Annotated in this window: 20 protein-coding genes; 9 read left to right on the top strand and 11 right to left on the bottom strand. The window is 72.2% G+C overall.

The genetic code is table 11. The annotated features are described in order from the left end of the window. Window positions 1-34: 34 nt before the first annotated feature. The gene (gene argC / locus V1258_RS08145) at window positions 35-1,147 is read right to left on the bottom strand and encodes an N-acetyl-gamma-glutamyl-phosphate reductase (protein WP_329749166.1); all 1,113 of its coding nucleotides are present in this window, start codon (window positions 1,145-1,147) and stop codon (window positions 35-37) included. Window positions 1,148-1,359: 212 nt separating this feature from the next. On the opposite strand from argC, the gene V1258_RS08140 reads away from it, so the two are divergent. The 5 genes from V1258_RS08140 to V1258_RS08120 are packed head-to-tail and all read left to right on the top strand — an operon-like array spanning window position 1,360 to window position 7,379. Continuing rightward, complete coding sequence (locus tag V1258_RS08140) at window positions 1,360-2,454, top strand: ABC transporter permease (protein ID WP_329749165.1); 1,095 nt, start codon at window positions 1,360-1,362, stop codon at window positions 2,452-2,454. Window positions 2,455-2,457: 3 nt separating this feature from the next. Further along, window positions 2,458-3,405 (top strand): ABC transporter permease, encoded by a 948-nt coding sequence (locus V1258_RS08135; RefSeq protein ID WP_329749164.1) that lies wholly within the window; start codon window positions 2,458-2,460, stop codon window positions 3,403-3,405. Next, window positions 3,402-4,523: an ABC transporter ATP-binding protein gene (locus tag V1258_RS08130; protein ID WP_329749163.1), complete on the top strand. Its 1,122-nt coding sequence runs from the start codon at window positions 3,402-3,404 to the stop codon at window positions 4,521-4,523. The genes V1258_RS08135 and V1258_RS08130 overlap by 4 nt, the downstream gene beginning before the upstream one ends. Continuing rightward, window positions 4,520-5,611 carry an ABC transporter ATP-binding protein gene (locus V1258_RS08125; protein WP_329749162.1) on the top strand — a complete coding sequence of 364 codons (1,092 nt, stop codon included), beginning with the start codon at window positions 4,520-4,522 and terminating at the stop codon, window positions 5,609-5,611. The genes V1258_RS08130 and V1258_RS08125 overlap by 4 nt, the downstream gene beginning before the upstream one ends. 13 nt (window positions 5,612-5,624) lie before the next feature. Next, entirely contained in the window at window positions 5,625-7,379 is a 1,755-nt protein-coding gene (locus V1258_RS08120) for an ABC transporter substrate-binding protein (protein WP_329749161.1), read from the top strand. 99 nt (window positions 7,380-7,478) lie between these two features. Here V1258_RS08120 and V1258_RS08115 read toward each other — a convergent pair whose 3' ends face one another. The 5 genes from V1258_RS08115 to pheS form a co-directional block, all read right to left on the bottom strand. Then, window positions 7,479-8,333 carry an EndoS/ChiA family endoglycosidase gene (locus V1258_RS08115; protein ID WP_329749160.1) on the bottom strand — a complete coding sequence of 285 codons (855 nt, stop codon included), beginning with the start codon at window positions 8,331-8,333 and terminating at the stop codon, window positions 7,479-7,481. A 44-nt stretch (window positions 8,334-8,377) separates the two neighbouring features. Then, the gene (locus tag V1258_RS08110; protein ID WP_329749159.1) at window positions 8,378-9,436 is read right to left on the bottom strand and encodes a family 20 glycosylhydrolase; all 1,059 of its coding nucleotides are present in this window, start codon (window positions 9,434-9,436) and stop codon (window positions 8,378-8,380) included. Beyond that, window positions 9,433-9,879, bottom strand: coding sequence for a hypothetical protein (locus V1258_RS08105; protein ID WP_329749158.1), 447 nt, complete (start codon window positions 9,877-9,879; stop codon window positions 9,433-9,435). The genes V1258_RS08110 and V1258_RS08105 overlap by 4 nt, the downstream gene beginning before the upstream one ends. Before the next feature lie 234 nt (window positions 9,880-10,113). Then, complete coding sequence (pheT, locus tag V1258_RS08100; protein ID WP_329749157.1) at window positions 10,114-12,702, bottom strand: phenylalanine--tRNA ligase subunit beta; 2,589 nt, start codon at window positions 12,700-12,702, stop codon at window positions 10,114-10,116. A 1-nt stretch (window position 12,703) separates the two neighbouring features. Then, entirely contained in the window at window positions 12,704-13,810 is a 1,107-nt protein-coding gene (gene pheS / locus V1258_RS08095; RefSeq protein ID WP_329749156.1) for a phenylalanine--tRNA ligase subunit alpha, read from the bottom strand. Window positions 13,811-13,976: 166 nt separating this feature from the next. Here pheS and V1258_RS08090 point away from each other — a divergent pair, with 166 nt between their 5' ends. The 3 genes from V1258_RS08090 (at window position 13,977) to V1258_RS08080 (ending at window position 17,653) form a co-directional block, all read left to right on the top strand. Further along, window positions 13,977-15,833 carry a WXG100 family type VII secretion target gene (locus V1258_RS08090; RefSeq protein ID WP_329749155.1) on the top strand — a complete coding sequence of 619 codons (1,857 nt, stop codon included), beginning with the start codon at window positions 13,977-13,979 and terminating at the stop codon, window positions 15,831-15,833. Window positions 15,834-15,935: 102 nt separating this feature from the next. Then, complete coding sequence (locus V1258_RS08085; RefSeq protein WP_329749154.1) at window positions 15,936-17,036, top strand: S-(hydroxymethyl)mycothiol dehydrogenase; 1,101 nt, start codon at window positions 15,936-15,938, stop codon at window positions 17,034-17,036. Continuing rightward, complete coding sequence (locus tag V1258_RS08080; RefSeq protein WP_329747625.1) at window positions 17,033-17,653, top strand: MBL fold metallo-hydrolase; 621 nt, start codon at window positions 17,033-17,035, stop codon at window positions 17,651-17,653. The genes V1258_RS08085 and V1258_RS08080 overlap by 4 nt, the downstream gene beginning before the upstream one ends. Window positions 17,654-17,725: 72 nt before the next feature. On the opposite strand, the gene V1258_RS08075 is transcribed toward V1258_RS08080, so the two are convergent. The 5 genes from V1258_RS08075 to infC are packed head-to-tail and all read right to left on the bottom strand — an operon-like array spanning window position 17,726 to window position 21,995. Continuing rightward, entirely contained in the window at window positions 17,726-19,801 is a 2,076-nt protein-coding gene (locus tag V1258_RS08075; protein ID WP_329749153.1) for a cytochrome c oxidase assembly protein, read from the bottom strand. Further along, complete coding sequence (locus V1258_RS08070; RefSeq protein WP_329749152.1) at window positions 19,798-20,742, bottom strand: TrmH family RNA methyltransferase; 945 nt, start codon at window positions 20,740-20,742, stop codon at window positions 19,798-19,800. Before V1258_RS08070 ends, V1258_RS08075 begins: the two co-directional genes overlap by 4 nt. 17 nt (window positions 20,743-20,759) lie before the next feature. After that, window positions 20,760-21,140, bottom strand: a complete 381-nt coding sequence (gene rplT, locus V1258_RS08065; RefSeq protein WP_329747621.1) for a 50S ribosomal protein L20 — start codon at window positions 21,138-21,140, stop codon at window positions 20,760-20,762. A 58-nt stretch (window positions 21,141-21,198) separates the two neighbouring features. Next, window positions 21,199-21,393, bottom strand: coding sequence for a 50S ribosomal protein L35 (rpmI, locus tag V1258_RS08060; RefSeq protein ID WP_329747620.1), 195 nt, complete (start codon window positions 21,391-21,393; stop codon window positions 21,199-21,201). A gap of 23 nt (window positions 21,394-21,416) precedes the next feature. Beyond that, window positions 21,417-21,995, bottom strand: a complete 579-nt coding sequence (infC, locus tag V1258_RS08055) for a translation initiation factor IF-3 (RefSeq protein ID WP_329749175.1) — start codon at window positions 21,993-21,995, stop codon at window positions 21,417-21,419. A gap of 324 nt (window positions 21,996-22,319) precedes the next feature. Between infC and V1258_RS08050 the strand changes: the two genes are divergently transcribed. After that, complete coding sequence (locus V1258_RS08050) at window positions 22,320-23,228, top strand: DUF4352 domain-containing protein (protein WP_329749151.1); 909 nt, start codon at window positions 22,320-22,322, stop codon at window positions 23,226-23,228. Window positions 23,229-23,238: the final 10 nt, after the last annotated feature.

Raw genomic sequence — 23,238 nt, 5'->3', positions numbered from 1 at the left:
GACGCCTGCGCGGGCGGGCGCCGGGAGGCGGACCTCAGGGGGCGAGGGCGGTGCGGGTGAGCCCGGTGGTCTCGGGCAGCCCGAGCGCCAGGTTGAGCGACTGCACCGCGGCACCGGCGGTTCCCTTGACCAGGTTGTCGAGGGCGCTGATCATGGTCGCCTGGCCGCTGCGGCGATCCACCGCGGCGCTGATCCGCACCGTGTTCGCGCCGAGGACCTGCGCGGTGGCGGGGACCTGCCCCTCCTCGAGCACGGTGACGAAGTGCTCGCCGGCGAAGTCGGAGGCGAGGGCATCGAGGAGGTCGGTGCTCGTGGTGCCGGGGTCGACGGGGGCGGTGCAGACGGCGAGGATGCCGCGGCTCATCGGCACGAGCACCGGCGTGAACGTGAGGCGGCGGGTCTCGTCGGCTCCCGCGGCGCGGCGCAGGTTCTGCAGGATCTCGGGGATGTGGCGGTGGGTGCCGCCCACGCCGTAGGGGCTCGCGCCCCCGTGCGCCTCGGAGAAGAGCAGGTGCTGCCTGGGGCTGCGGCCCGCGCCGGAGTACCCGACGGGCAGCACGGCGCCGAGCGCGGTCGCGTCCAGCAGCCCGGCGCGGATCAGCGGGGCGAGGGCGAGGGTGACGGCGGTGGCATTGCACCCGGGCACGGCGATCTCGCGGGAGGCCGCGAGCAGCTCCCGCTGTGCGGGACCCTCGGCGAGGGGCAGCTCCGGCATGCCGTAGGTCCAGGTGCCGGAGTGCTCGCTGCCGTAGTAGTCCGCCCAGTCCTCGGCGCTCTCGAGGCGGTGATCGGCGCCCAGGTCGAGGACGAGCACCTCCGGGTCCTCGGCGCGCAGGGCGGCGCTGATCGCCCCGGACTGGCCGTGGGGCAGGGCGAGCACGACGACGTCGTGACCCCGGAGCGTCTCCACCGTCGTCTCCTGCAGGACGAGGTCGCCGCCGAGGTCAAGATGCGGGGCGACCTCGGAGAGTCGCCGGCCCGCGCTCGAGTGGGCGGTGACGGTCACGACCTCGAGTCCGGGATGCCCGGCGAGGAGGCGCAGGGTCTCCCCGCCCGCGTACCCGGAGGCGCCGACGACGGCGACGCGCGGTCGGGCCGCTCCGGAGGCGGGGCTCGCGGGCGTGGGGATGCTGAGGTGCTCGGGCATACGGAAAGTCTATACACACTTCTGCATGACTAGCCAGTTCGTCCGAGATGGACACCGGGTCACGAGACGGATACGGGGTGAAGCGTTTGACTCGCGGCTAGCTGGAGCGGTTAAGCTCTGATTCACCGGTTAAGTGGAGCGAGGCCGCCCCGCCGCCCCGGTCTCCCGATCCTCCACGGCACCAGAGTCGGTGCCCCCGCAGGAGAGCAGCCGTGACCAGCAGTCAGACGCAGGCGTCGACCCCGGGCCCCGAGCCCGCCGTCGACCGACCCCGCCCCGCCCGCCGCGCCCGTCGGGTGCCGCCGAACCTCGTGTTCCTGGCGAAGCGCGCCGGGACGTACCTGATCGTCCTCGCGGTGTCCGTCGTGCTGAACTTCGTGCTGCCCCGGCTGATGCCGAACGACCCCGCGCAGTCGATGATCCGCGACATCTACGAGAAGACGGGCCAGCGCCCGTCCGAGTACCAGATGCAGATCATCCACAACATGTACGGGGACCCGGACCGCCCCATCTGGGAGCAGTTCTGGAACTACCTCGGCCAGCTCGCCCGCCTCGATCTGGGCCGGTCGATCATGTACTACCCGATGGAGGTCACCGACCTCATCGTGCAGGCGCTGCCCTGGACCCTCTACCTCGGACTCATCTCCACCCTGCTGGGCTGGATCATCGGCACCTACCTCGGCGCCCGGCTCGGCTGGCGCCCGGGTCGCCTGCTGGACTCGGTGCTCACGCCGGTGGCGATGTTCTTCTCGTCGATCCCGCCGTTCTGGCTGGGCCTGCTGCTGGTCTGGTACCTCTCCTACTCGCAGGGCCTCTTCCCGGCGCAGGGCGCCGTGAACCAGCGGGTGCGCCCCGCGGAGCTCGGCAACGTCGACTTCGTGCTCAGCATCCTCTACCACTCGGTGCTGCCGCTGTTCGCGCTGGTGGTCGTGGGATTCACCGGGTGGATGTTCTCGATGCGCAACATGATGATCACGACTGTCAACGAGGACTACGTCCACCTCGCCCGCGCCAAGGGCCTCCGACCCGAGCGGGTCCGCACCGCCTACGCCGCCCGCAACGCGCTGCTGCCGAACATCACCGGCCTCGCGATGTCGATCGGCGGCGTGCTGATGGCCGTGGTGCTCGCCGAGTCGGTGTTCATCTACCCCGGCCTGGGCGGCCTCATCGGCGCCTCCACGGCGGTACGCGACTACCCGCTGATGCAGGCCCTGCTGCTGATCGTCATCGTGCTGAGCCTGGTCTTCAACTTCATCGCCGACAGCGTGTACGTCCTTCTGGACCCCCGCACGCGAGAGGGGAGCTGACCCGTGCTGCGACGATTCCTCGCCAACCCCAAGGTGATCATCGGCCTGTCGATCATCGGCGCCTTCACCCTCATCGCCGTGCTGGGCAAGCCGTTCTCCACCCATGTGCTGGACCGCAGCCCGCACACGATCTTCGCCGACGCCATGGGACAGCCGCCCAGCTGGTCGCACCCCCTGGGCACGACCGTGTCGGGGCAGGACGTGCTGACCTGGATGCTGCACGGCACCTACAACTCGATGTTCGTCGGCTTCACCTCGGCGATCATCGCCTCCGCGATCGCGATCGCGATGGGCACGGCGGCCGGCTTCCTCGGCGGCACGATGGACCGGATCCTCAACGGAGTCATCCTCGTCTTCCAGAACCTGCCGTCCTTCCCCGTGCTGATCATCGCCGCGACCTTCTGGCGCGAGATGCCGCTGATCGTGGTGTCGGTCCTGATCGGCCTGTTCGAGTGGACGGGAGGGGCGCGGCGCATCCGCGCCCAGGCGCTCAGCCTCCGCGGCCGCGACTTCACCACCGCGCTGCGCACCATCGGCGAGTCCAAGCTGCGGATCGTCTTCGTGGAGGTGATGCCGCACCTCTTCGGCATCCTCTCCCCCATATTCCTGACCCTCATCGCCGCCGGCGTGGGCATGCAGGCCTCGATGGCGATGCTCGGCATCGGCAGCGCCGCCGAGCCCAGCTGGGGCCTGATCATCAACTACGCCTTCGGCATGAACGCGCTCTTCCGTGGCATGTGGTGGTGGTTCGTGCCCCCGGGTCTGTGCCTCGCCCTGCTCGGCTTCGCGACGACGATGGTCAACTTCGGCCTCGACGAGATCACCAACCCCACGCTCAGCTCGAAGCGCATGCGCCTGATGCGCCGCTTCCAGAAGCGGATGCCCCGGCGCGACCCATCCGGCGCCCCGGCGACGCCCGTGAGCCCGGCCCCGACGGGAGGCGCCCGATGACCACCACCCACACCCCCTCCGGCACCGACTTCCTCGACGTCTCCGAGATCGCCGTCGAGACCACGGCCGACATCGCGGCCCGGCTCGAGCGCTCCCCGCTCCTGCTCGAGGCGCGCGGCCTCGACGTCACCTATGTGACCGAGGACGGCGAGGTCCCCGCCTGCCGCGACATCGACCTGCAGCTGCGCCGCGGGGAGATCCTCGGCATCGCCGGCGAGTCCGCCTCGGGGAAGTCCACCCTGCTCAACGCCCTCTCGCGGCTGCAGCGTCCGCCCGCGGTGACCAGCGCCGGACAGGTCATGCTCCATCCGGTCGACGGCGGGGAAGTGGACCTCACGGCCCTCTCCGAGGAGCAGCTGCGCCGCTACCGCTGGGACTCCCTGTCGATCGTCATGCAGTCGGCGATGGCCTCGCTGAACCCCGTGATGCGCCTGGACACCCAGTTCATCGACGTGATCATGGAGCACGACCGAGACATGTCGAAGGCGGCGGCCCGGACGCGGGCCGGAGAGCTGCTGGAGATGGTCGGCATCCCCGCCGCGCGCCTGCGCTCCTACTCGTACCAGCTCTCGGGCGGGATGCAGCAGCGCGCCCTGATCGCGCTGTCGCTCGCCTCGAACCCGGACCTGGTGTTCATGGACGAGCCCACCACCGCGGTGGACGTGGTCATGCAGCGCCAGATCCTCACCCAGATCCTCCAGCTGCAGGCCACGCTCGGCTTCGCGATCGTCTTCGTGACCCACGACCTGTCGCTGCTGCTGGAGATCTCGGATCGCATCGCGATCATGTACGGCGGCCGGATCGTGGAGATCGGCATGCCGGAACAGCTCTACGCGAACGGCCAGCACCCGTACACCCGGGGCCTGCGCGCCTCCTTCCCGCCCCTGTCCGAGCCGGTGCGCCGACTGCGGGGCATTCCCGGCACTCCCCCCGATCTGCTGAACCTCCCCACCGGCTGCGCCTACCACCCGCGCTGCCCGCTCGCGATCGACCTCTGCCGCACCGAGCGGCCCGAGCTGCGCCCCGCCGCCGGTGGTCTCGCGGCCTGCCATCGCGCCGGGGAGACCGAGGAGTCCGCGCCCCGCACCGACCCCACCGACCCGGAGGAGACGGCATGAGCACCCATCGCGCCGACGTGCCCGCCGCGGCTCTCGCCGACAGCGCGCCGGGTTCCGACCGGCCGACCGTCCTGGAGACCCGCGACCTGTCCGTGCACTTCCGCGTCGACGGCGCCGACGGCAAGGTCACCGTCCGGGCGCTCGACGGGATCGACTTCCGGCTGCGCGAGGGCGAGATCGCCGCCCTGGTCGGCGAGTCCGGCTCGGGCAAGACCACCCTCGCTAGGGTGTTCTCGCTGATCCATGCGCCGACCTCCGGCGAGGTCGAGGTCTCCGGGGTGCCGCTCGCCCGGGCCGCGCGGAACGAGCGCCGCTACTACCGCGACGTGCAGCTGATCTTCCAGGACCCTTTCGCCTCCCTCAACGCGCTGAAGAAGATCCGCCACATCCTCGAGCGCCCGCTGCGGATCCATGCGATCGCGGCGGGGAAGCGGGCCGTCGCGGCGAAGGTCGACGAGCTGCTCGAGCGCGTGAACCTCACCCCCGCCTCCCGCTACGCCGATCGCTACCCGACCGATCTCTCGGGCGGTCAGCGGCAGCGGATCGCGATCGCGAAGTCCCTCGCCGTCGGCCCGAAGGTGCTGCTGGCGGACGAGCCCACCTCGATGCTCGACGCATCGATCCGGCTCGAAGTGCTGAACCTGCTCGCGGACCTGCGGGACCAGGAGGGCCTCGCGGTCCTCTACATCACGCACGACATCGCGAGCGCCCGCTATCTCTCCGACCGCCTGCACGTGATGTACGGCGGGAAGATCATCGAGTCAGGGCCCACCGAGCAGGTCGTCTCCGACCCGGTGCACCCCTACACGCGGCTCCTCCTCGAGGCGGCCCCCGATCCCGCGCATTTCAAGGGTTCGGGCCACCAGGCAGCGCTCGCCACCTCCACGGCGGCCCCAGTCGACAACTCCGTCGAGGTGCTCGGCTGCCGCTTCGCCAACCGCTGCCCGCTGGCGCGCCCCGAGTGCACCAGCGCCCCGATCCCCCGGTCCGTCGGCCCCGACGGCCGGGAGGTGCTGTGCGTGCTCGCCGACGAGCGCGCCGACTTCACCCCTCCCCACCCCACCCCTGCCGCATCTGCGGCTCGTTGAGAAGGAACGATCGATGACGCTCACTCCGCACATGTCCCGCCGAGGCGTGCTCGGCGCCCTCGGCCTCGGTGCCCTCGCCACCACCGCCGCCGCCTGCTCCGGCAGCTCCGGCGGCTCCTCCGACGGCGGATCCGGCTCCGAGTCCGGCGAGGGCGGCCTGTTCGTGATCGGCACCGGTGTGACCGCCACGAACCAGTTCGCCAAGAACTTCAACCGCTACGGCGGCGGCGACACCGCCCCGGGCCTCGACCTCGTCTACGAGCCCCTCTTCCGCCTCTCCTCCAAGGACGGCGGCCAGCTGATCCCGATGCTCGCCGAGTCGGCGGAGCACACCGAGGACGGCCTGCAGGTGACCTACCACCTGCGCCAGGGCGTCACCTGGTCCGACGGCGAGCCCTTCACCTCCCGGGACGTGCTGTTCACCCTCGGCTCGATCTACGGCACCCCGAACCCGGAGCCCGCCGAGGACGAGTTCGTGTGGCTCTCCGCCCCGGTCGAGACCCCCGACGAGCACACCGTGATCATCAAGTACAACAGCGATCAGCGGCAGCAGGAGGTCAACCTCGCGCTGTACTACCCGATCGTCCCGGCGCACATCTACCAGGACGGCGACAAGCTCGAGTTCCCGCAGGACATCATGGACAACCCGATCGGCACCGGCCCCGCGGTCCTGTCCACCTTCGACACCCAGCTGGTCACCTACACGATGCGGGACGACTACTGGGGCGGCACCTCCCAGGTGGGAGAGGTCCAGTTCGTGCCCTCCGGCCAGGCCGGCAACATCGAGACCCAGGTCACCCAGGGCAACGTCGACTTCGCCGAGGGCGGCGCGCCGGGCGTGGTCGACGGCTTTGCCTCCGCCGCCGAGACCAACCGCTACGCCTTCGTGGCCGACGGCGCCTCCCAGGGCATCATCTTCATGACCGCCCGCCCCGAGTCGCCGATGGCGGACGTCGAGCTGCGCAAGGCCTTCCGCGCCGCGATCGACTACACCGCGGTGATGGACGCCTCGGGCATCGGCTACACCCTCCCGAACGCCGCGGGCGTGGACCCGGTGCTCAACGCCTCGCTCGAGACCCCCGAGATGCAGGAGCCGATGGCCCTGGACCCGGCGGCGGCGAAGGCGGCGCTCGAGGCGTCCGGCTGGACCGTGAACGCGGCCGGCAACCTCGAGAAAGACGGTACGGAGCACCCGCTCAGCCTGCAGATCCAGAACGACAACGCGACCTTCATGGTCACGATGCCGATCGTGGTCTCCAACTGGGAGGAGCACCTCGGGATCACCGTGACCTTCGATCCCAAGCCGAAGGACGTCATGGACACGATCCTGTCCACGGGCGACTTCGACATGGTCGCCACCGGTCTCGGCTACCCGGGGTCGCCCTGGTCGAACTACACGATGTACGACCAGCCGATCCTGCCCATCGAGGAAGAGACCAACAACGGCAACTGGGGCCGCTGGGCCTGGGGCGAGGAGGCCGAGGAGAAGATGGCGATCCTCGTCTCGACCCTCAACACCCCCGAGACCCAGGAGCAGATCGCCGAGGGCGTCCAGGGCGTGCAGCAGGCCTTCCTCGAGCAGGCGCCGCACGCGCCCGTGCAGGGCGGCGGCACCGGGATCATGTACTCGGAGATGAACTGGACGGGCTTCCCCGCCCCCGAGGACGTGGACTACTTCCCGCGCGTGGGCGGCATGGGCAACCTGACCAACCTGCTGATGGCGGTCAAGCCCGACGGCGGATCCCCCGAGCCGTCGCCGGACGGCTGAAGGTTCGGTCCCTCTGCGGAGGGGCCGGCCCGTCGGCCGTCGTGAGGGTGCGGTGACGCCGAGGGGCGGTGCCGCTCACTCAGGCGGACTCAGGCGGACTCAGGCGGAGGCGCCGCTGCGGAGGCGCTCGGAGATCCGCCGGGTCCAGGAGTACTCGGTCCGGACGATGGCGTCGTCGAGGAAAGGGACCCCGTCGCGATCGATCGCGTAGGAGAAGACCCCGCCCTTGCGCGCGCCCTCGGGCTGCCAGTCGACGTACGCCGCGGCGCGGGAGGACTCGAAGGGTTCGGAGGTGTCGTCCCAGCGATTGAGGTCGAACTCCTCGTAGAACGAGAAGCCGATCAGGTACTGCGCCGGCTCGATCTGCCCGGCGAAGCTGTCCCAGGTCCCCGGGAGAGTGCCGGGGTCGCGCCCGTAGGACTGCACCAGGACGTGGTCGAAGCAGTCCGCGGCCTCACGGAACACCTGCTCGTCCCCGCCGAGGTTGGTGTCGTACATCAGCAGCTGCTCGGTGCCGGAGAGCGGGCCGAGGTGCCGACCGAGCTCGCGGAAGACCGCGCTCGCCCGCGCGGCGTCGGCCGGCGCGAGGCGCCGCTCCATGTCGATGTCGAGGCCGTCCAGGCCGTGCGCGTGCACGAGCTCCTCGACGAGCTTCTCCGCGAGGGCGCGGTGGCCGGCGGGGGTGTCCGGGAAGGCCGGATCGAGCAGCAGGCCGATGTCCCCGGTGCGGACCACTGAGGTGTCGCGGGCGTGGAGCGCGGGCACGTACTCCTCGCGTAGCGTGGTCCAGAAGGGGTTCTCCGGCGGGGTGAAGTCGGGGAAGACGAAGGCGACGTCGACCTCCGCGGGGATGTCCCCGAAGCAGTTGGGCTTCGTCTCGTCCGCGACCCGGTCGTGCCAGGTGCGGAAGTAGGCCATCTGCAGGTCGGTGCGATGGCGGGGGCTGGTGACCACGGTGTCTCCTCGGGCGTCGCTCAAGCGGTTCAGCGACCATCGTGTCACGAGCCGGCGGGCCGCCGCATCACCTCGGCGAAGGGCTCCATCCACGTCTCGAGCAGCGAGAGGGTCTCTCGCTCCGTGGCGGCGCCGGGGCTGTCGCACCACAGGGACAGGGACGCACCGAGCACGGGGTCGACGGTGCCGGGCGGGGCCGGCGGCACGTCGAGCCAGGTGCGTTGCGCGGCGAGTCCCATGAAGCGGCGCGGGCGGAAGGTCTCGCGCAGGGTGCCGTTGCGGCCCACGCCGTCGGCGGCGGGCAGACCGTCCTCGGTGAGGACGACGTAGAGCAGGTCCCCGTTGGAGTTGAGCACGCGGTAGCCGGACTCGAGGTAGTCGGTGACCGACGGGGTCCAGTCCCGCCAGCGGATCCACACGTCGAGCACCGCGTCGGTCGTGATCGGCACGAGGGGATTCTCGCAGGCGGGCACCACGTGGTCGTTCCACAGGATCGGGGTGCGGCCGAGCTCCCGGGCTCGGGCCGCGAGCTCGTTCATGAACAGGGCGTAGCTGTCGAGGGCGGTGCCGCCGGGGCCGACGACCTCGCGGGCGTGAGCGACGAGGCTTGGGAAGCGCTCGGGATGCTGCGCGTCCTCGTCCTCCCAGGGCGCGGCGAGGAACTCGTCCCCGCCGAGGTGGATCCACTCCCCCGGGAACAGGTAAGCGCTGGCCTCGAGGAGATCGAGGGCGAGCCGGCGCGCCTCGGGCCGGGCGATGTCCAGCCGGTCGGCGTGGACCCTGCCGCGGCGGTCGGTGAGCTGGAGATGCTCCCGGCCGACGAGCAAGGCCGCCGCATGGGAGGGCAGGTCGATCTCGGGGATCAGCGCGATCCCGGCCGCCTGGGCGGTGGCGACGAGACGCGCGGTGTCCGCGGGGGTCCAGGCGTCCGGGGCGGCGAGCTCCTCGAAGCCGGGCAGCACCACGCCCACCCGGTGGGTCTCGGTGAGGTGGAGGTGCAGGGCGGTGAAGCCCAGCTCCGCCATCCGGCGGATCAGATCGCAGATCGCGTCGACGCCGAAGGATTTCCGACCGACGTCGAGGCTCAGACCGATGTACGTCAACGGGCTCCGTCGCGCGGGGCGCGGAGGAACGGGATGGCGGGGAGGCCGACGCGCGCGCCCTTGCTCGCCTGGACGGTGCCGACGATCGCGTAGATCAGCTGCGCCAGGCCGAGCACCAGGAAGAGCCCGATCATGGTGAACATCAGCGCGTTCATCACCGGCGTGAAGAGGACCCCGTCACCGGTGGGCGAGGGCGTGCCGGTGAGCATCCCGATCGCGAAGGTCGCCAGCATCAGCACCGGCCAGCACAGCTGGGTGAGCCCCCAGTTCGCCGCCCGCACGCCGTTGACCGCGGCGAGGCCGCCGTGGCGGCGCTGTCGCAGGCCGACGACGAGCTGTGCCAGCCCCGCGACGAGCACGTTGACGAAGGGGATGGGGACGTAGGCGAGGAAGCCGAGCGCCCAGGCGACGGTCCCGTTCCGCGGGGGTGCCGACGGCGGCATGGGCGCGGGGGCAGTCGCCCCCGGAGGGGTCGCAGTCGGTCCCTGCCGTGGCTGTCCCTGCTGAGTCGGACCGGGCTGTGTCTGCCCGTGGGGAGTCTCGGCGTTCATGCCCCGACCCTATCGACTCGAGACAGGCCGAGGGGCGTCCACCGGATGGATGGCGGACGGCCCTCGGGGCTCCGTGGCGGCCGAGCGATGCCCGCCCTCGAAGGAGGGCTGGCACCGCTCACGGCCTCAGGCGCGCAGCACGCCGCCGACGGCGCTCTCGACCGCGGCGATGATCCGTGTCCGGGTCTCGCCGATCTGCTCGGCGGTCAGCGTGCCCTCGGTCGAGCGGAGCCGCACGGCGATCGCGAGCGACTTCTTGTCCGCGCCGATCTGCTCGCCGCGGAAGACGTCGAACAGGTGCACCCGCTCGGCGAGGTCCCCGGCGCCGACCAGCACCGCGGCCTCGACGGCGCTCGCGGGCACCGACTCCTCGACCACGAAGGCGAAGTCCTCCTTGGCCGGCGGGTAGGTGGGCACGGGCTCGGCGCGCACCACCGCGGGGGCGGCGGCGATCACGGCTTCGAGGTCGAGCTCGAAGGCCGCGGTGCGGGACGGGAGTCCGAACTCCTTGATCACGGCGGGGTGCAGCTCACCGGCGGCGCCGACCACGGCGCCGTACCCGTCGGCCGTGACGACCCGCAGCTGGGCGCCGCGACCCGGATGGAAGGGGGCGCGCTCGGTCTGCCGCACCTCGAGCTCGGCGCCGACGGCGGCGGCCGCCCGGCGGGCGAGGTCGAGGGCGTCGGCCCAGCCCCACGGCGCGGGATCGCCCTGCCAGGAGGCCGGCCCCGAGGCGCCACCGAGGACCGCGGCGAGCGCACCGGTCTGCGCGGGCAGCGCGGCGAGCATCGCCTCGAGCTCCTGCTCGCTCGGCCGCTCAGCGGGAGCGGGCACCGGGGCGGCTCCCCCGGCGCGGGCCCGGAACACGGAGCCGCGCTGGAAGATCGCCACCGCTTCCTCGCCGCGTCCCAGGTTCCGCCTCGCGACGGGCAGGAGGGTCTGCAGCAGCTCCGAGCGCAGCAGCGGCTCGTCGTCGGCGAGGGGGTTGAGGATCCGCACGGCCTCGCGGCGCGCATCGTCCGCCGGGTAGCGGAGCCGGTCGTGGATGGCGGGGGCGACGAACGGGGCGGAGTTCACCTCGACGAGTCCTGCCTCGGCGAGGGCGCGACGGGCCGCACGACGCGAGCGCTGGGCGGTCGTCAGGCCGCGGCCGCCGGGCGCGGTCGGCAGGATCGACGGGATCTGCGCGTAGCCGACGAGGCGCGCGATCTCCTCGACGAGATCCTCGCGGATGCTCAGGTCCGGCCGCCAGGTCGGCGGGGTGACCACCAGCTGGTCCTCGCCCACGACGGTGCAGCCGATCTGCTCGAGGCTGCCGCGCACCTGCTCGGCGGTGTACGGGATGCCGACCACGCGCTCGGCGTCGCCGAGGGCGAGCGGGACCGGGGCCGGGTCGGGGACGGAGCCCTCGTCGGTCGCGCGCGGCGCGAGGGTGCCGCCGCCGAGCTCGACGAGCAGCGCCGCGGCCCGGTGGGCGGCGGCGAGCGGCAGCTGCGGGTCGACGCCGCGCTCGAAGCGCTTGGACGCCTCCGACGGCAGGCGGTGGCGGCGCGCGGTGCGGGCCACGGAGACCGGATCGAAGGTCGCGGCCTCGAGGACCACGTTCGTGGTGGTCCCAGTGACCTCGGTGTCGGCGCCGCCCATGACGCCCGCGAGGCCCAGCACGCGGTCGCCGTCGCCGCCGGCGTCCGTGATCAGCAGGTCCTCGGGGTCGAGGGTGCGCTCCACGTCGTCGAGGGTGGTGAGCTTCTCGCCCGTCCGAGCGCGGCGCACCACGATCGGGCCGACCAGCTCCTCCGCGTCGTAGGCGTGCAGCGGCTGGCCGAGGTCGAGCATCACATAGTTGGTGACGTCGACGATCAGGGAGATCGGGCGCATGCCGGCGAGGGTGAGGCGACGGGCCATCCAGCGCGGGGTCTGGGCGGCGGAGTTGATGCCGGTCACCTCGAGGGCGACGAAGCGGCTGCACCCTTCGGCGCCGCGGATCGGCGCGTCGTCCCGCAGCTGTACGGGGATGCTGCCGCCGGTCGCAGCGGGGATCTCGATCGCGCTGACCGGGTCCGTGTACGCGGCGCCGGTCGCGTGCGAGTACTCGCGCGCCACGCCGCGCATGGAGAAGCAGTAGCCGCGGTCCGGCGTCACGTTGATCTCGACGACCTCGTCCGCGAGGCCCAGCAGGGCGATCGCGTCGTCGCCCGGCTCGGCGGTGAGGCCCTTCGCGTGGCCGCGGCCGAGCACGATGATGCCGTCCTCGCCGTCGGGGTCCTCGCCCAGGCCCAGCTCCTCGCCGGAGCAGATCATGCCGTCGGACGTGTGGCCGTAGGTCTTCCGCGCGGCGATCGCGAAGTCGCCGGGCAGCACGGTGCCGGGCAGGGAGACGACCACGAGGTCCCCCGCGACGAAGTTGTGCGCGCCGCAGATGATGCCGCGGCTCGGACGCTCCTCGCCGGGCTGGGGGTCCTTCGGGTCGTCGAGCTCCTCGTTGTGCTCGGGACCGACGTCCACGCGCACCCAGTTGATGGTCTTGCCGTTCTTCTGCGGCTCCTTGACGAGCTCGAGAACGCGGCCGACGACGAGCGGGCCGGTCACCTGCGCGCCGAAGATCGCCTCCTCCTCGAGGCCGACGCGGGACAGGTCGGTGGCGACCTCGAGCGCGTTCGCGGTGGCGGGGAGCTCGACGTGCTCGCCGAGCCAGGTCAGGGGAATGCGCGGCATCTCAGATCTCCGTCCCGTAGTGCTGGGAGAAGCGGACGTCGCCCTCCACCATGTCGCGCATGTCCGCGACGCCGTTGCGCAGCATGAGGATGCGCTCGATGCCGAGGCCGAAGGCGAAGCCCTGGTACTCCTCGGGGTCGACCCCGGCCGCGCGCAGCACGTTCGGGTGGACCATGCCGCAGCCGCCCATCTCGATCCAGCCGGTGCCGCCGCAGACCCGGCACTCCGGGTCCGCGTCGTGGTCCAGTCCGAGCCGGGCCTCGCAGCGGAAGCAGCGGAAGTCCATCTCGGCGCTGGGCTCGGTGAAGGGGAAGTGGTTGGGGCGCAGGCGCGTGATCGGCGCGCCACCGAAGAGGTGCGCGGCCAGCGCATCGAGGGTGCCGACGAGGTTCGCCATGGTCAGGCCCTTGTCGATCGCGAGCCCCTCGACCTGGTTGAACATCGGCGAGTGGGTCGCGTCGATCTCGTCGGCCCGGTAGACGGTGCCGGGGCACGCGATGTACAGCGGCGCACCGCGCTCGAGCATGGCGCGGATCTGCACCGGGGAGGTCTGGGTGCGCAGCAGCATCCCGGAGTTCTCGGGCGCGAGGTAGAGGGTGTCCTGCAGCGAGCGGGAGGGATGCTCCGCATCGGCGTTGAGCGCGTCGAAGTTCAGCCAGGCCGACTCCGCCTCGGGGCCCTCGGCGATTTCCCAGCCGATCCCGACGAAGAAGTCCTCGATCCGCTCGGTGAGGGTCCACAGCGGGTGGGCGGCACCGCGCGGCCGACGGTCGGTCGGCAGCGTCATGTCGACGGTCTCCGCGGCGAGCGCCGCTTCCTCCTCGGCGGCGGCGAGCTCGCCCTGGCGGGCGGCGAGGGCCTGCTGCACGCGGCCCTTGCCCTGGCCGACGAGCTTGCCGGCGGCGGCCTTCTGGTCCTTGGGCAGGTCCTTGATGGCGCGGTTCGCGGTGCTCAGCACACTCGCGTCGCCCACGTGGTCGATGCGGACCTGCTTGAGGGTCGCGGTGTCGGGGGCCGCGGCGATCGCGGCGAGCGCGGCGTCGACGGCGGCGGTGATCGCCTGCTCGTCGAGCACGGGCGCGTCGGGCGCGGGGGATGTCTCGGACACGGGTATCGCTCTCATCCGTCGGATCGGGAGGCGCCCGACGGCGTTCGCGGGCACCGCGGACCATTCTAGGAGGGATGGGGAGTGCTCCCCATCGCCCCGTCTCCGCGATCCCCCTAGCCTGGCCGGACCGGTCGTCGCCCCGGACGGCCCTGATCAGAAGGACGTCATGGCTTTCCTCGGCGGAGACACCGACTCGATGCGCGATCACTCCGCACGCCTGCAGACCTCCGGAGGGCGTCTCGAGACGCTGCTCGGCGAGGCGCGCGAAGCCGCGATGACGGTCGCGTGGGAGGGGCCGGATGCCGAGGCGCTGCGGAGCCGCTGCGCGCAGGTCGCGCTGCAGGGCCGCGGGCTCAGCGGGCGCCTCGAGCAGATGTCCCGCGAACTCGCGGACCACGCCGACGAGCAGGATCGCGCCTCCGAGGACCTCGCGGGCCTGCTGGCCGGCATGCTCCACGGACTGGGCGGACTCGGCGGGCTGCTCGGGGGTCTGCTCGACGGGAGGCCGGGCATCGGTGCGGGCGCGGGCATCGGCGCGGGGGCGGGATTCCTCGACGTCGACGGCAGCATGCTCACGAGCGCCGCCGGGCGGCCCGTGATGGAGCATGACGGGGGCGGCAGCGGCCGGGGCAGCGCGAAGATCGGGGCCCCGGAGGACGACTTCACGCATGACCCCGACGCGAACTCCGGGTCGACCACGGTGGAGTTGCCCGACGGGACCGTGCTCGAGCTCAATGACGACGGCACCGGGGCGGTGACGCTCGACGGCTCGCCGAAGATCAAGGCCGAGGTCGACCTCGGGAACGGGGTCACCGTCACCACCGAGCTCGAGGTCGGCACCGACGTGAAGATCCAGGAGAACCCGGACGGGACCGTCACCTTCACCATGACCGGCACGGCCTCGCAGTCCGTGACCGGTGCCGCGGAGGCGGACATGAAGGGCATCGGCGTCGGGTACGAGACCGGATCGACGGTGACGACCGAGTCCGTCTACAGCGTGACCGTCCCCGCCGGGACGTCGCTCGCGGAGGCGATGCAGATCAACCCCTACGACCCGAGCTCCATCCAGCCGGGGACCGAGGTGGCCTTCGGCTCGGAGGTCGCAGCCGCCGCCAACATGGAGGTCAGCGGGAAGTACCGCGGATTCGAGGCAGGCCTCGGCGTCGAGGCGAGTGCCGCCACCGGGGACACGACCGTGATCGGTCGAGATGCGAGCGGCATCCTCTCGATGACCTCCGGCCCCTACTCCGAGCTCGGCCTCGACTCCGGCATGTCGGTCGGAACGGACCTCCTCGGGCCGGAGGTGAAGCTCTCGGCCGGCATCCAGCACACCGTCCGGGAATCCGTGGTGGAGCACGTCGCGTTCAGCAATGACGCCGCGGGGGACCGCGCCTTCCTCGAGGCCGTGAACGGCGGGGGGTACCCGACGGACCTGGACGCCCCTGGGGTCGTGGACCGATACACCGAGACGCGGACCTCCACCACCATGTCCAACAGCGTCGGTTTCGAGATCGAGGACGTCATCAAGGCCGAGCACGGCGGGAACAACACCTTCTCGGACGAGCTCATCGTCCGGACCCGCCCCGACGGGACGAACGAGTGGGCGCAGCAGGTGATCCCCCACGGCGAGGGCTCCGGCAACTCGGTGGTCGCGACGGGTGGCTCGGAACGGGAGACCGACTACCAGCTGACCTTGGGCGACGTTCCCGCCGACCAGGTCAGCGCCCACACGTCCGCGTACTGGGGAGAGTCGCACGACGGCGGCGATCTCGTGATCGCCTTCGACGCCGAGGAGCTCGACGTGATGCGCGAGAACCGCGCCGCCTTCCACGGCGACCCCGAGCACTATGCAAACGACACTGACTACCTCGTCGCCGTCGCCGCCTCGGCCTCGAACCAGGACGCCCAGATGGTCGTCGAGGACCTGGTCCGCGACTACAACGTCACGCCCACCTCCTCGGGCACATGGCAGGGCGGACAGCAGACCCACCCCACCCCGGAGACTCCCGGCGAGCTGCGCTGAGCACTGCCCGATCGCGGCCGCGGCACGGCGCCTGGGACGCGCGCCACGGCGTCGAGGTCGCGGCTAGGCTGACGAGGACCCCGTTCCTCGAAGGAGGCCAGCATGTCCTGGACCGTGAAGGGCGTCGTCGCCCTCGCTGAGAAGCAGCCCGCCGAGCTCGTCGACATCGTGATCCCGGACCCCGGTCCGCACGACGTCGTCGTCGACATCCAGGCGACCGGTGTGTGCCACACCGACCTCGCCTACCGCGACGGCGGCATCAACGACGAGTTCCCGTTCCTGCTCGGCCACGAGTCCGCGGGCCGCGTCGCCGTGGTCGGCGAGAGCGTCACCCACGTCGAGGTCGGCGACTACGTGGTCCTGAACTGGCGGGCCGTGTGCGGCGAGTGCCGCGCCTGCAGGAAGGGCGTGCCGCAGTACTGCTTCGCGACCCACAACGCCTCGAAGCCCATGACCCTCGCCGACGGCACCGTGCTCACCGCGGCCCTCGGCATCGGCTCCTTCGCCGAGAAGACCCTGGTCCACGAGGGCCAGTGCACGAAGGTCTCCGAGGACGCCCCCGCGGAGGTCGCAGGCCTGCTCGGCTGCGGCGTGATGGCCGGCATCGGCGCCGCGATCAACACCGGCGCCGTGCAGCGCGGCGAATCGATCGCCGTGATCGGCCTCGGCGGCGTGGGCTGCGCCGCGATCGCCGGGGCGCGGCTCGCGGGCGCGACCACGATCATCGCCCTCGACGTCGACGAGAAGAAGCTCGCCGCCGCGACGGATCTCGGCGCGACGCACACCCTCCACACCGCGGGGCTCTCCCCGCAGGGGGTCGCGGAGAAGGTCCAGGAGCTCACCGGCGGCTTCGGCGCCGACGTGGTGGTCGACGCCGTCGGCATCCCCCAGACCTACGAGACCGCCTTCTACGCCCGCGACCTCGCCGGCCGCGTAGTCCTCGTCGGCGTCCCCCGCCCGGGCGTCGAGCTGACCCTCCCGCTCCTGGACGTCTTCGGCCGCGGCGGTGCGCTGAAGTCCTCCTGGTACGGCGACTGCCTGCCCGAGCGGGACTTCCCCTACCTCATCGACCTCTTCCTGCAGGGACGCCTGCCGCTGGACCGCTTCGTCACCGGCCGCACCGACCTCGCCGGCGTCGATCAGGCGCTGTCCTCGCTGCACGAGGGCGAGACCCTGCGCACCGTGGTGGAGGTGGCCCGATGACCGCCCGCCTCGACCACACCACCACCTCCGGCACCTTCAGCCTCGACGGCGAGACCTTCGACGTCGAGAACAACGTGTGGGTGCTCGGCGACGACGAGCAGTGCGTGGTCTTCGACGCCCCGCACGACGTGGACGCCGTCGAGGCGCTCGTCGGCGACCGGGAGTGCGTGGGCATCCTGCTCACCCACGCCCATGACGACCACGTGCGCTTCGCCCCCGAGCTGTCCACCGCGCTCGAGGCGCCGATCCTGCTGAACCCGGCCGACGCGGAGCTGTGGCGGCTCACCCACGGCGACCTGCCCTGGGACGACGAGGTCGCCGACGGCGACATGTTCTCCATCGCCGGCGTGGACGTCGAGGCGATGCACACCCCGGGCCACTCCCCCGGCTCGACCTGCTACTACATCGAGGCGCTCGGGGCGGTGCTCACCGGCGACACCCTCTTCCAGGGCGGGCCCGGCGCGACCGGCCGCTCCTTCTCCTCGCGGGAGACCATCGAGGAGTCGATCCGGGAGCGGCTCTTCGCCCTGCCCGCCGAGACCGTGGTGCACACCGGCCACGGCCCCGACACCACCATCGGCGCGGAGCAGGAGGCGGCGCGCGGCGACTGGCTCTGAGGGCGGCCGCCCCGGCACGACACCAGGCCGCCGCTCCGACCCCCAGGGGTTCGGGGCGGCGGCCCTCGTGCATCAGCGGGCAGGCGTGCCGGGCGGCGGATCGGCCGACGGGGTCCCAGCGGACACCTCGGGATCGGGACCGACAGCGACCCCCGCGCCGGTGACGGGCTCGGCGTCGCCGTCGGCCGCGCGGTTCCCCCGCAGGCTCGCCAGATACGCGTTGTACTCCTCGAGCTCGGCGCCGCCGTCCCGTTCGGCCTTGCGGTCGTACTGCCGGGCGCGGCGGTCCTCCGACTGCATCCACTGGACGGCCATGAGGATCGCGTAGCCGAGGGTCGGCACCTCGGAGACGGCCCACATGATCGAGCCGCCGCGCACCTGGATCAGCTCCAGCTGCTCCGCGGAGTACATGCCGAGCTCGGTGTACCAGGACTCGGCGACGAGGAAGGTCGCTGAGACCATCGCGACGCCGAAGAAGGCATGGAAGGCCAGGGTGACCAGCAGGGTGATCAGCTTGAGCGCCGGGTTGATCGGCCGCTGCGACGGGTCGATGCCGATCATCACCCAGGCGAACAGGTAGCCCGAGGCGAGGAAGTGCACGGTCATCAGCACGTGCCCGAGGTGGCTGTACATCGCCGCCTCGAACAGCGGCGAGAAGTAGAAGACCACGAGCGAGCCCGCGAAGAGCGCCCCGGCCATCGGCGGGGAGGACACGAACCGGGCGTAGCCCGAGTGCAGCGCGGCGAGCACCCACTCGCGCACCCCGCGGGAGCCGTCGGTGCGCGGCGCCACGGCACGGGACAGCAGCGTCACGGGCGCGCCGAGCACCCACAGCGGCGGCACGATCATCATCATCGCCATGTGCTGGACCATGTGCGCATCGAAGCGCATCCGGCCCCAGGCGGCGGCCCCTCCGCTCATCACCCAGGCGAAGGCGAGGCAGCCCAGAAGGAACGCAGCGGTGCGATGCCACACCCAGACGTCGCCGCGGCGGCGCAGGCGCACCACCCCGGCGAGATAGGCGCCGGCCATCGCGGTCGCGAGCAGCAGCGCCACCCAATCCGGCTGCACGATCGTGAAAAGGGCCCGCACCCCGAACTCCTGCGCGGGCGGAAGGTAGCCGACCAGGGAGAGGATCCGCAGATCCCCCACCTCGGGGATCACCTGCGGCACGGGCGGGGCGATGCGGCCCAGCGCGATCGACGCCCCGATCACCACCGCCATCAGCACGCCCTCCCCCGCGGCCAGATGGCGGAAGCGGAGCCGGTCGCCGAGTCGCCGCCGCTGCACCGCGCCGAGCACGGCGAGCACCGCGAGGCCGAGGGCCTTCAGCAGCATGACCCGTCCGTACCCGGTGGTCAGCAGCTCCGCGGGCGAGGACAGGCGGATGCTCGCGCTGAGCAGCCCGGAGAGGGCGAGCGCGACCACCGCCGCGAGCGCCCACGGGGAGAAGCGCCGTACCGCGGTGGCGGCTGCCGCGTCGTCGAGGCGGGGCAGCAGCAGCGCGAGGGCCAGCAGACCGCCCGCCCACACGGAGACCCCCACGAGGTGCAGGGCCATCGCGTTGACGGCGTTGGTGTGGTCGAGGCTCGCGCCCGCGTGCCCGGCGAGCCCCAGCGCGCCGACGCCCGCGCCGGAGAGCACCAGGCCCCAGCAGGCGAGCACGGTGGAGCGGGCGAGGCCGTAGGCGAGCGCGGCGAGGGCGGCGCAGACCGCGACCCCGATCTGGATCCGGCCCAGGTCGCCGCCGAGAGCGATCGCCCAGACGTCCAGGTCCGTGCCCGCCCCGGCGGACTCCAGGCCGCCGAGGGGGACCTGGGCGAGCGCGGCGAGCACCCAGAGCAGGGCGCCGGCCGCGGCGAGGCGCACCGCGGACCGGCGGGCGGGATCCAGGGTGGTGACCTCGCGACGCGAGGGGCCGGGCAGCAGCAGCACGGCGGCGCCGCCCCCGCCGATCGCGAGCAGCAGACCCAGGTGGTGCAGCGCCCGCACCACGGGCAGGCCCCAGGTCACCAGCGGCGAGGCGGGGACGAGGGCCGCCGGGGCGGTCGCGCCCGTGGCCAGCAGGAGCAGCAGCGCGGTGACCACCGCGAGCAGGAGCAGGAGGGGGACGGCGAGCAGGCCGCTGCGGCGCAGGGCGGCGGTCATGCCCCCGCCCGCCGGCGGCGCAGCGTCTCGAAGAGGCACACCGTCGCCGCGGTGTGCACGTTGAGGGACTCGGCCCGGCCCGCGAGCGGGATGCGCACGGCGAGGGGGGCTGCGGCAAGGGTGGCCTCGTCGAGGCCGTGGGCCTCGTTGCCGAGGATCCAGGCGAGGCGCTCGGGCAGCTCGACGGTGAACAGCTCGGCCTCGGCATAGCCGCTGGTGGCGGCGGCGGTGATCCCCCGGGCGGCGAGGGCGGGCAGCAGCTCGTCGATCTCGGCGCCGGTGATCACGGGGAGGTGGAAAAGGCTGCCGACGGCAGCGCGCACCGCCTTCGGGGCGAAGGGATCGGCACTGGTGCGGGTGAGCAGCACCAGATCGGCGCCCGCGGCGTCGGCGGTGCGGATCAGGGTGCCGACGTTGCCGGGGTCGCGCACCTCGTGGAGGACGACGACGGTCAGGGCGCCGTCGGCCGGCAGCTCCTGCACGGCGTGAAGCGCGGCCGCGGGGTCGGCGGCGGGGAGGGTGCCGACGGCGACCACGCCCTGGGGGCTCGTGAGCAGGCCGGCGCCCGCGGCGCGGCCATCGCCGCCGGGTCGCTCGGAGGCATCGGCCGGGCCTCCGGGCCGGGCGGTCCCGTCGGCCTCGGGAGCGGAGCCCTCGCGGACCATGGCGCGCACGATCCGGTCGTCGACCGTGTGCAGCGGTACGCCCGCCTCGTGGGCGAGGTCGGTGAGCTCGGAATGGTCCGCGGCGGCCCGCTCGGTGACGAAGACGGAGCGGGCGAGATCCGGGCGGTGGGCCAGCAGGGAGCGGACCGCCTGGGGTCCCTCGATGCGGAAGCGGGACTGCTTGCGACGTGCAGAGCGCCCGGCCAGTGCCGCCACCTTCCGCACCCGTTCGGAACGGGGGGAGGTGATCGGCGACTGATCCGGGCGCTCGCTCATCGCGGTCGACGCGGCGATCAGGCTGCCGGCGCGTTGACGTCCTTGGGCAGGGCGTTCTTCGCGACCTCGACCAGCGCGGCGAAGGCCGCGGCGTCGTTGACAGCCAGCTCGGCGAGCATGCGACGGTCCACCTCGACACCCGCGAGGCCGAGGCCCTGGATGAAGCGGTTGTAGGTCAGGCCGTTGGCGCGGGACGCCGCGTTGATGCGCTGGATCCACAGCTGGCGGAAGTCGCCCTTGCGCTTCTTGCGATCGCGGAAGTTGTAGGTCTGCGAGTGCAGCACCTGCTCCTTCGCCTTGCGGTACAGGCGCGAGCGCTGGCCGCGGTAGCCGCTGGCCTGCTCGAGGATCTCCCGACGCTTCTTCTGGGCGTTGACCGCCCGCTTCACGCGTGCCACGTGATACTCCTTCAGTCGTTCGTTCAGGGGCGCAGGAGCTCGGCTCCCGCGTGGGCGATCAGCGGCCCAGCAGCTTCTTCATGCGCTTGGTGTCGGCCTTGGCGACGGTGGTGTCGTTGCCGAGGCGGCGCTTGCGGGTGGAGGACTTGTGCTCGAGGAGGTGGCGCGCGTTGGCCTTCTCCCGCATGAGCTTGCCCGAGCCGGTCACGCGGATGCGCTTCTTGGTCCCCGAGTGGGTCTTGTTCTTCGGCATCTGCCTGTTCTCCTTTTACGTTCTCAGGACTGTGCGCCGGTGTCGTCCGGGGTCGCGGTCTCGGACTGCTCGTCCTTGCCGCGCGCCTCGGCCTTCTCGGCGTCGGTCTTGCGCTTGCGGGCCTCGGCCATGGCCTGGGCCTTCTTCTTGTGCGGCCCGAAGACCATCACCATGTTGCGGCCGTCCTGTCGCGGGTGCGACTCGACGAAGCCGAACTCGGCGACGTCCTCCGCCATGCGGTTCAGCAGACGCACGCCCATCTCGGGGCGGGACTGCTCGCGGCCGCGGAAGCGGATGATGACCTTGACCTTGTCGCCACCGGACAGGAACTTCTCGACGTTGCGGCGCTTGGTGTCGTAGTCGTGCGTGTCGATCTTCAGACCCATCCGGATTTCCTTCTGGACCGTGTTGGCCTGGTTCTTCCGGGCCTCACGAGCCTTCAGGTTGGCTTCGTACTTGTACTTGCCGTAATCCATGAGCCGCGCGACCGGCGGGTTCGCGCCGGGCGCGACCTCGACCAGGTCGAGCTCGGCTTCCTCCGCGAGACGCAGGGCGTCCTCGACCCGGACCTCGCCGACCTGCTCGCCGGCGGGGCCGACCAGGAGGACCTTGGGGACCCTGATCTGACCGTTGATGCGCTGTTCGCTGATGGTGGCTCCTCACCTTGATGTCGCTCGAGACGACGAAGGGCCCCCGCTGAATCATGCGGAGGCCCCGAGGTGCGCGGCGCGGACGCCGATCGGGCATTGCTGCCCGAGAGCCGGGCGCTCGGCCCGACTTGCGATACTGACCCGGTGACCGTGGGCGGGGCCGAGGCTCCTGCCGGTCGTCACGAGGTGGGATGGGACTCCACTTGGGGAACGTGGCGAGGGTTTCGTCGTGTTCCGATCGATTATCCTACCAGGGAGAGCGGCCACGTCCAGGTGATGTGCGTCGCGCCGCAGGTGCACGGCGACGAGGAGTACTGGGTGGATCCGGACCGCGAGGCAGAGGCCCCGTCGACCCCCTCGACCCCACAGCCGTCTCCGACGTCTCCGGCCCCGCCGGCTGCGACGCCCCCGGCTGCGTCGTCCGCCGGGAGCCCGTCGGCCGCGAGCCCGTCGGCCGAGCAGCCGCCCCGCATCGAGACCCCGCCCACCGGGATCCGCACCGGCACCGCACCGCGCGCCCTCCTCCGGCCCGTCCCCGAGGGGTTCCCCACCCCGCCCCCGCGCCCCGCGATCCCCAATCGCCGGCCGGCGCGGAAGGTGGAGCCCGAGGCTCCGACGCGCCGCCGCGGCCCGATCATCGCCTCGCTCGTCGTGGTCGCCGTGCTCGTGCTGGTGGTCGCGATCGGCGGCTCCGTCCTCGTGGTGCGCGCCCTGACCGAGCCGGACGCCGGGTCCGCAGCGCCCGCGCAGCCGTCCGCGGCACCGACCGACGGATCGGATGGATCCGACAGCTCGGCCGGCGCCACCGCGATCGGCGGGGTCGAGGTCGAGGTGCTCTCGACCGAGCGCGGCGTCGAGGCGGTGGGCGAGGGCAGCACCCGTCTCGCCGCCGAGGGTGAGTTCGTGATCGTCACCCTCGACGTCAGCAACGGCACCGAAGCGCCGGTGAGCCTCCGCGAGGCCGCGGACCTGGTCACCGAGGACGGCGAGGTGCATCCGCCGAGCCCCGAGGCGGGCCGGGTCCACCTCGCCGACAGCGAGCCCTGGGCGCTGCTGCCCGAGGGCGAGAGCGTCCAGGTCCACTACGTGTTCGACGTGCCGCAGGGCTCTGTCCCGGTCTCGCTCGAGCTCGACCTCCGCGACAACCCCGACGCGGGCACCGGCACGGTGCCCCTCGCGCCCTGATTCCCCGCAC

This window comes from Brachybacterium sp. J153 (assembly GCF_036311905.1).
Classification (GTDB): domain Bacteria; phylum Actinomycetota; class Actinomycetes; order Actinomycetales; family Dermabacteraceae; genus Brachybacterium.
The sequence above is the reverse complement of the archived record's forward strand: the minus strand, read 5'-3'. Positions and strand labels throughout refer to the sequence as shown.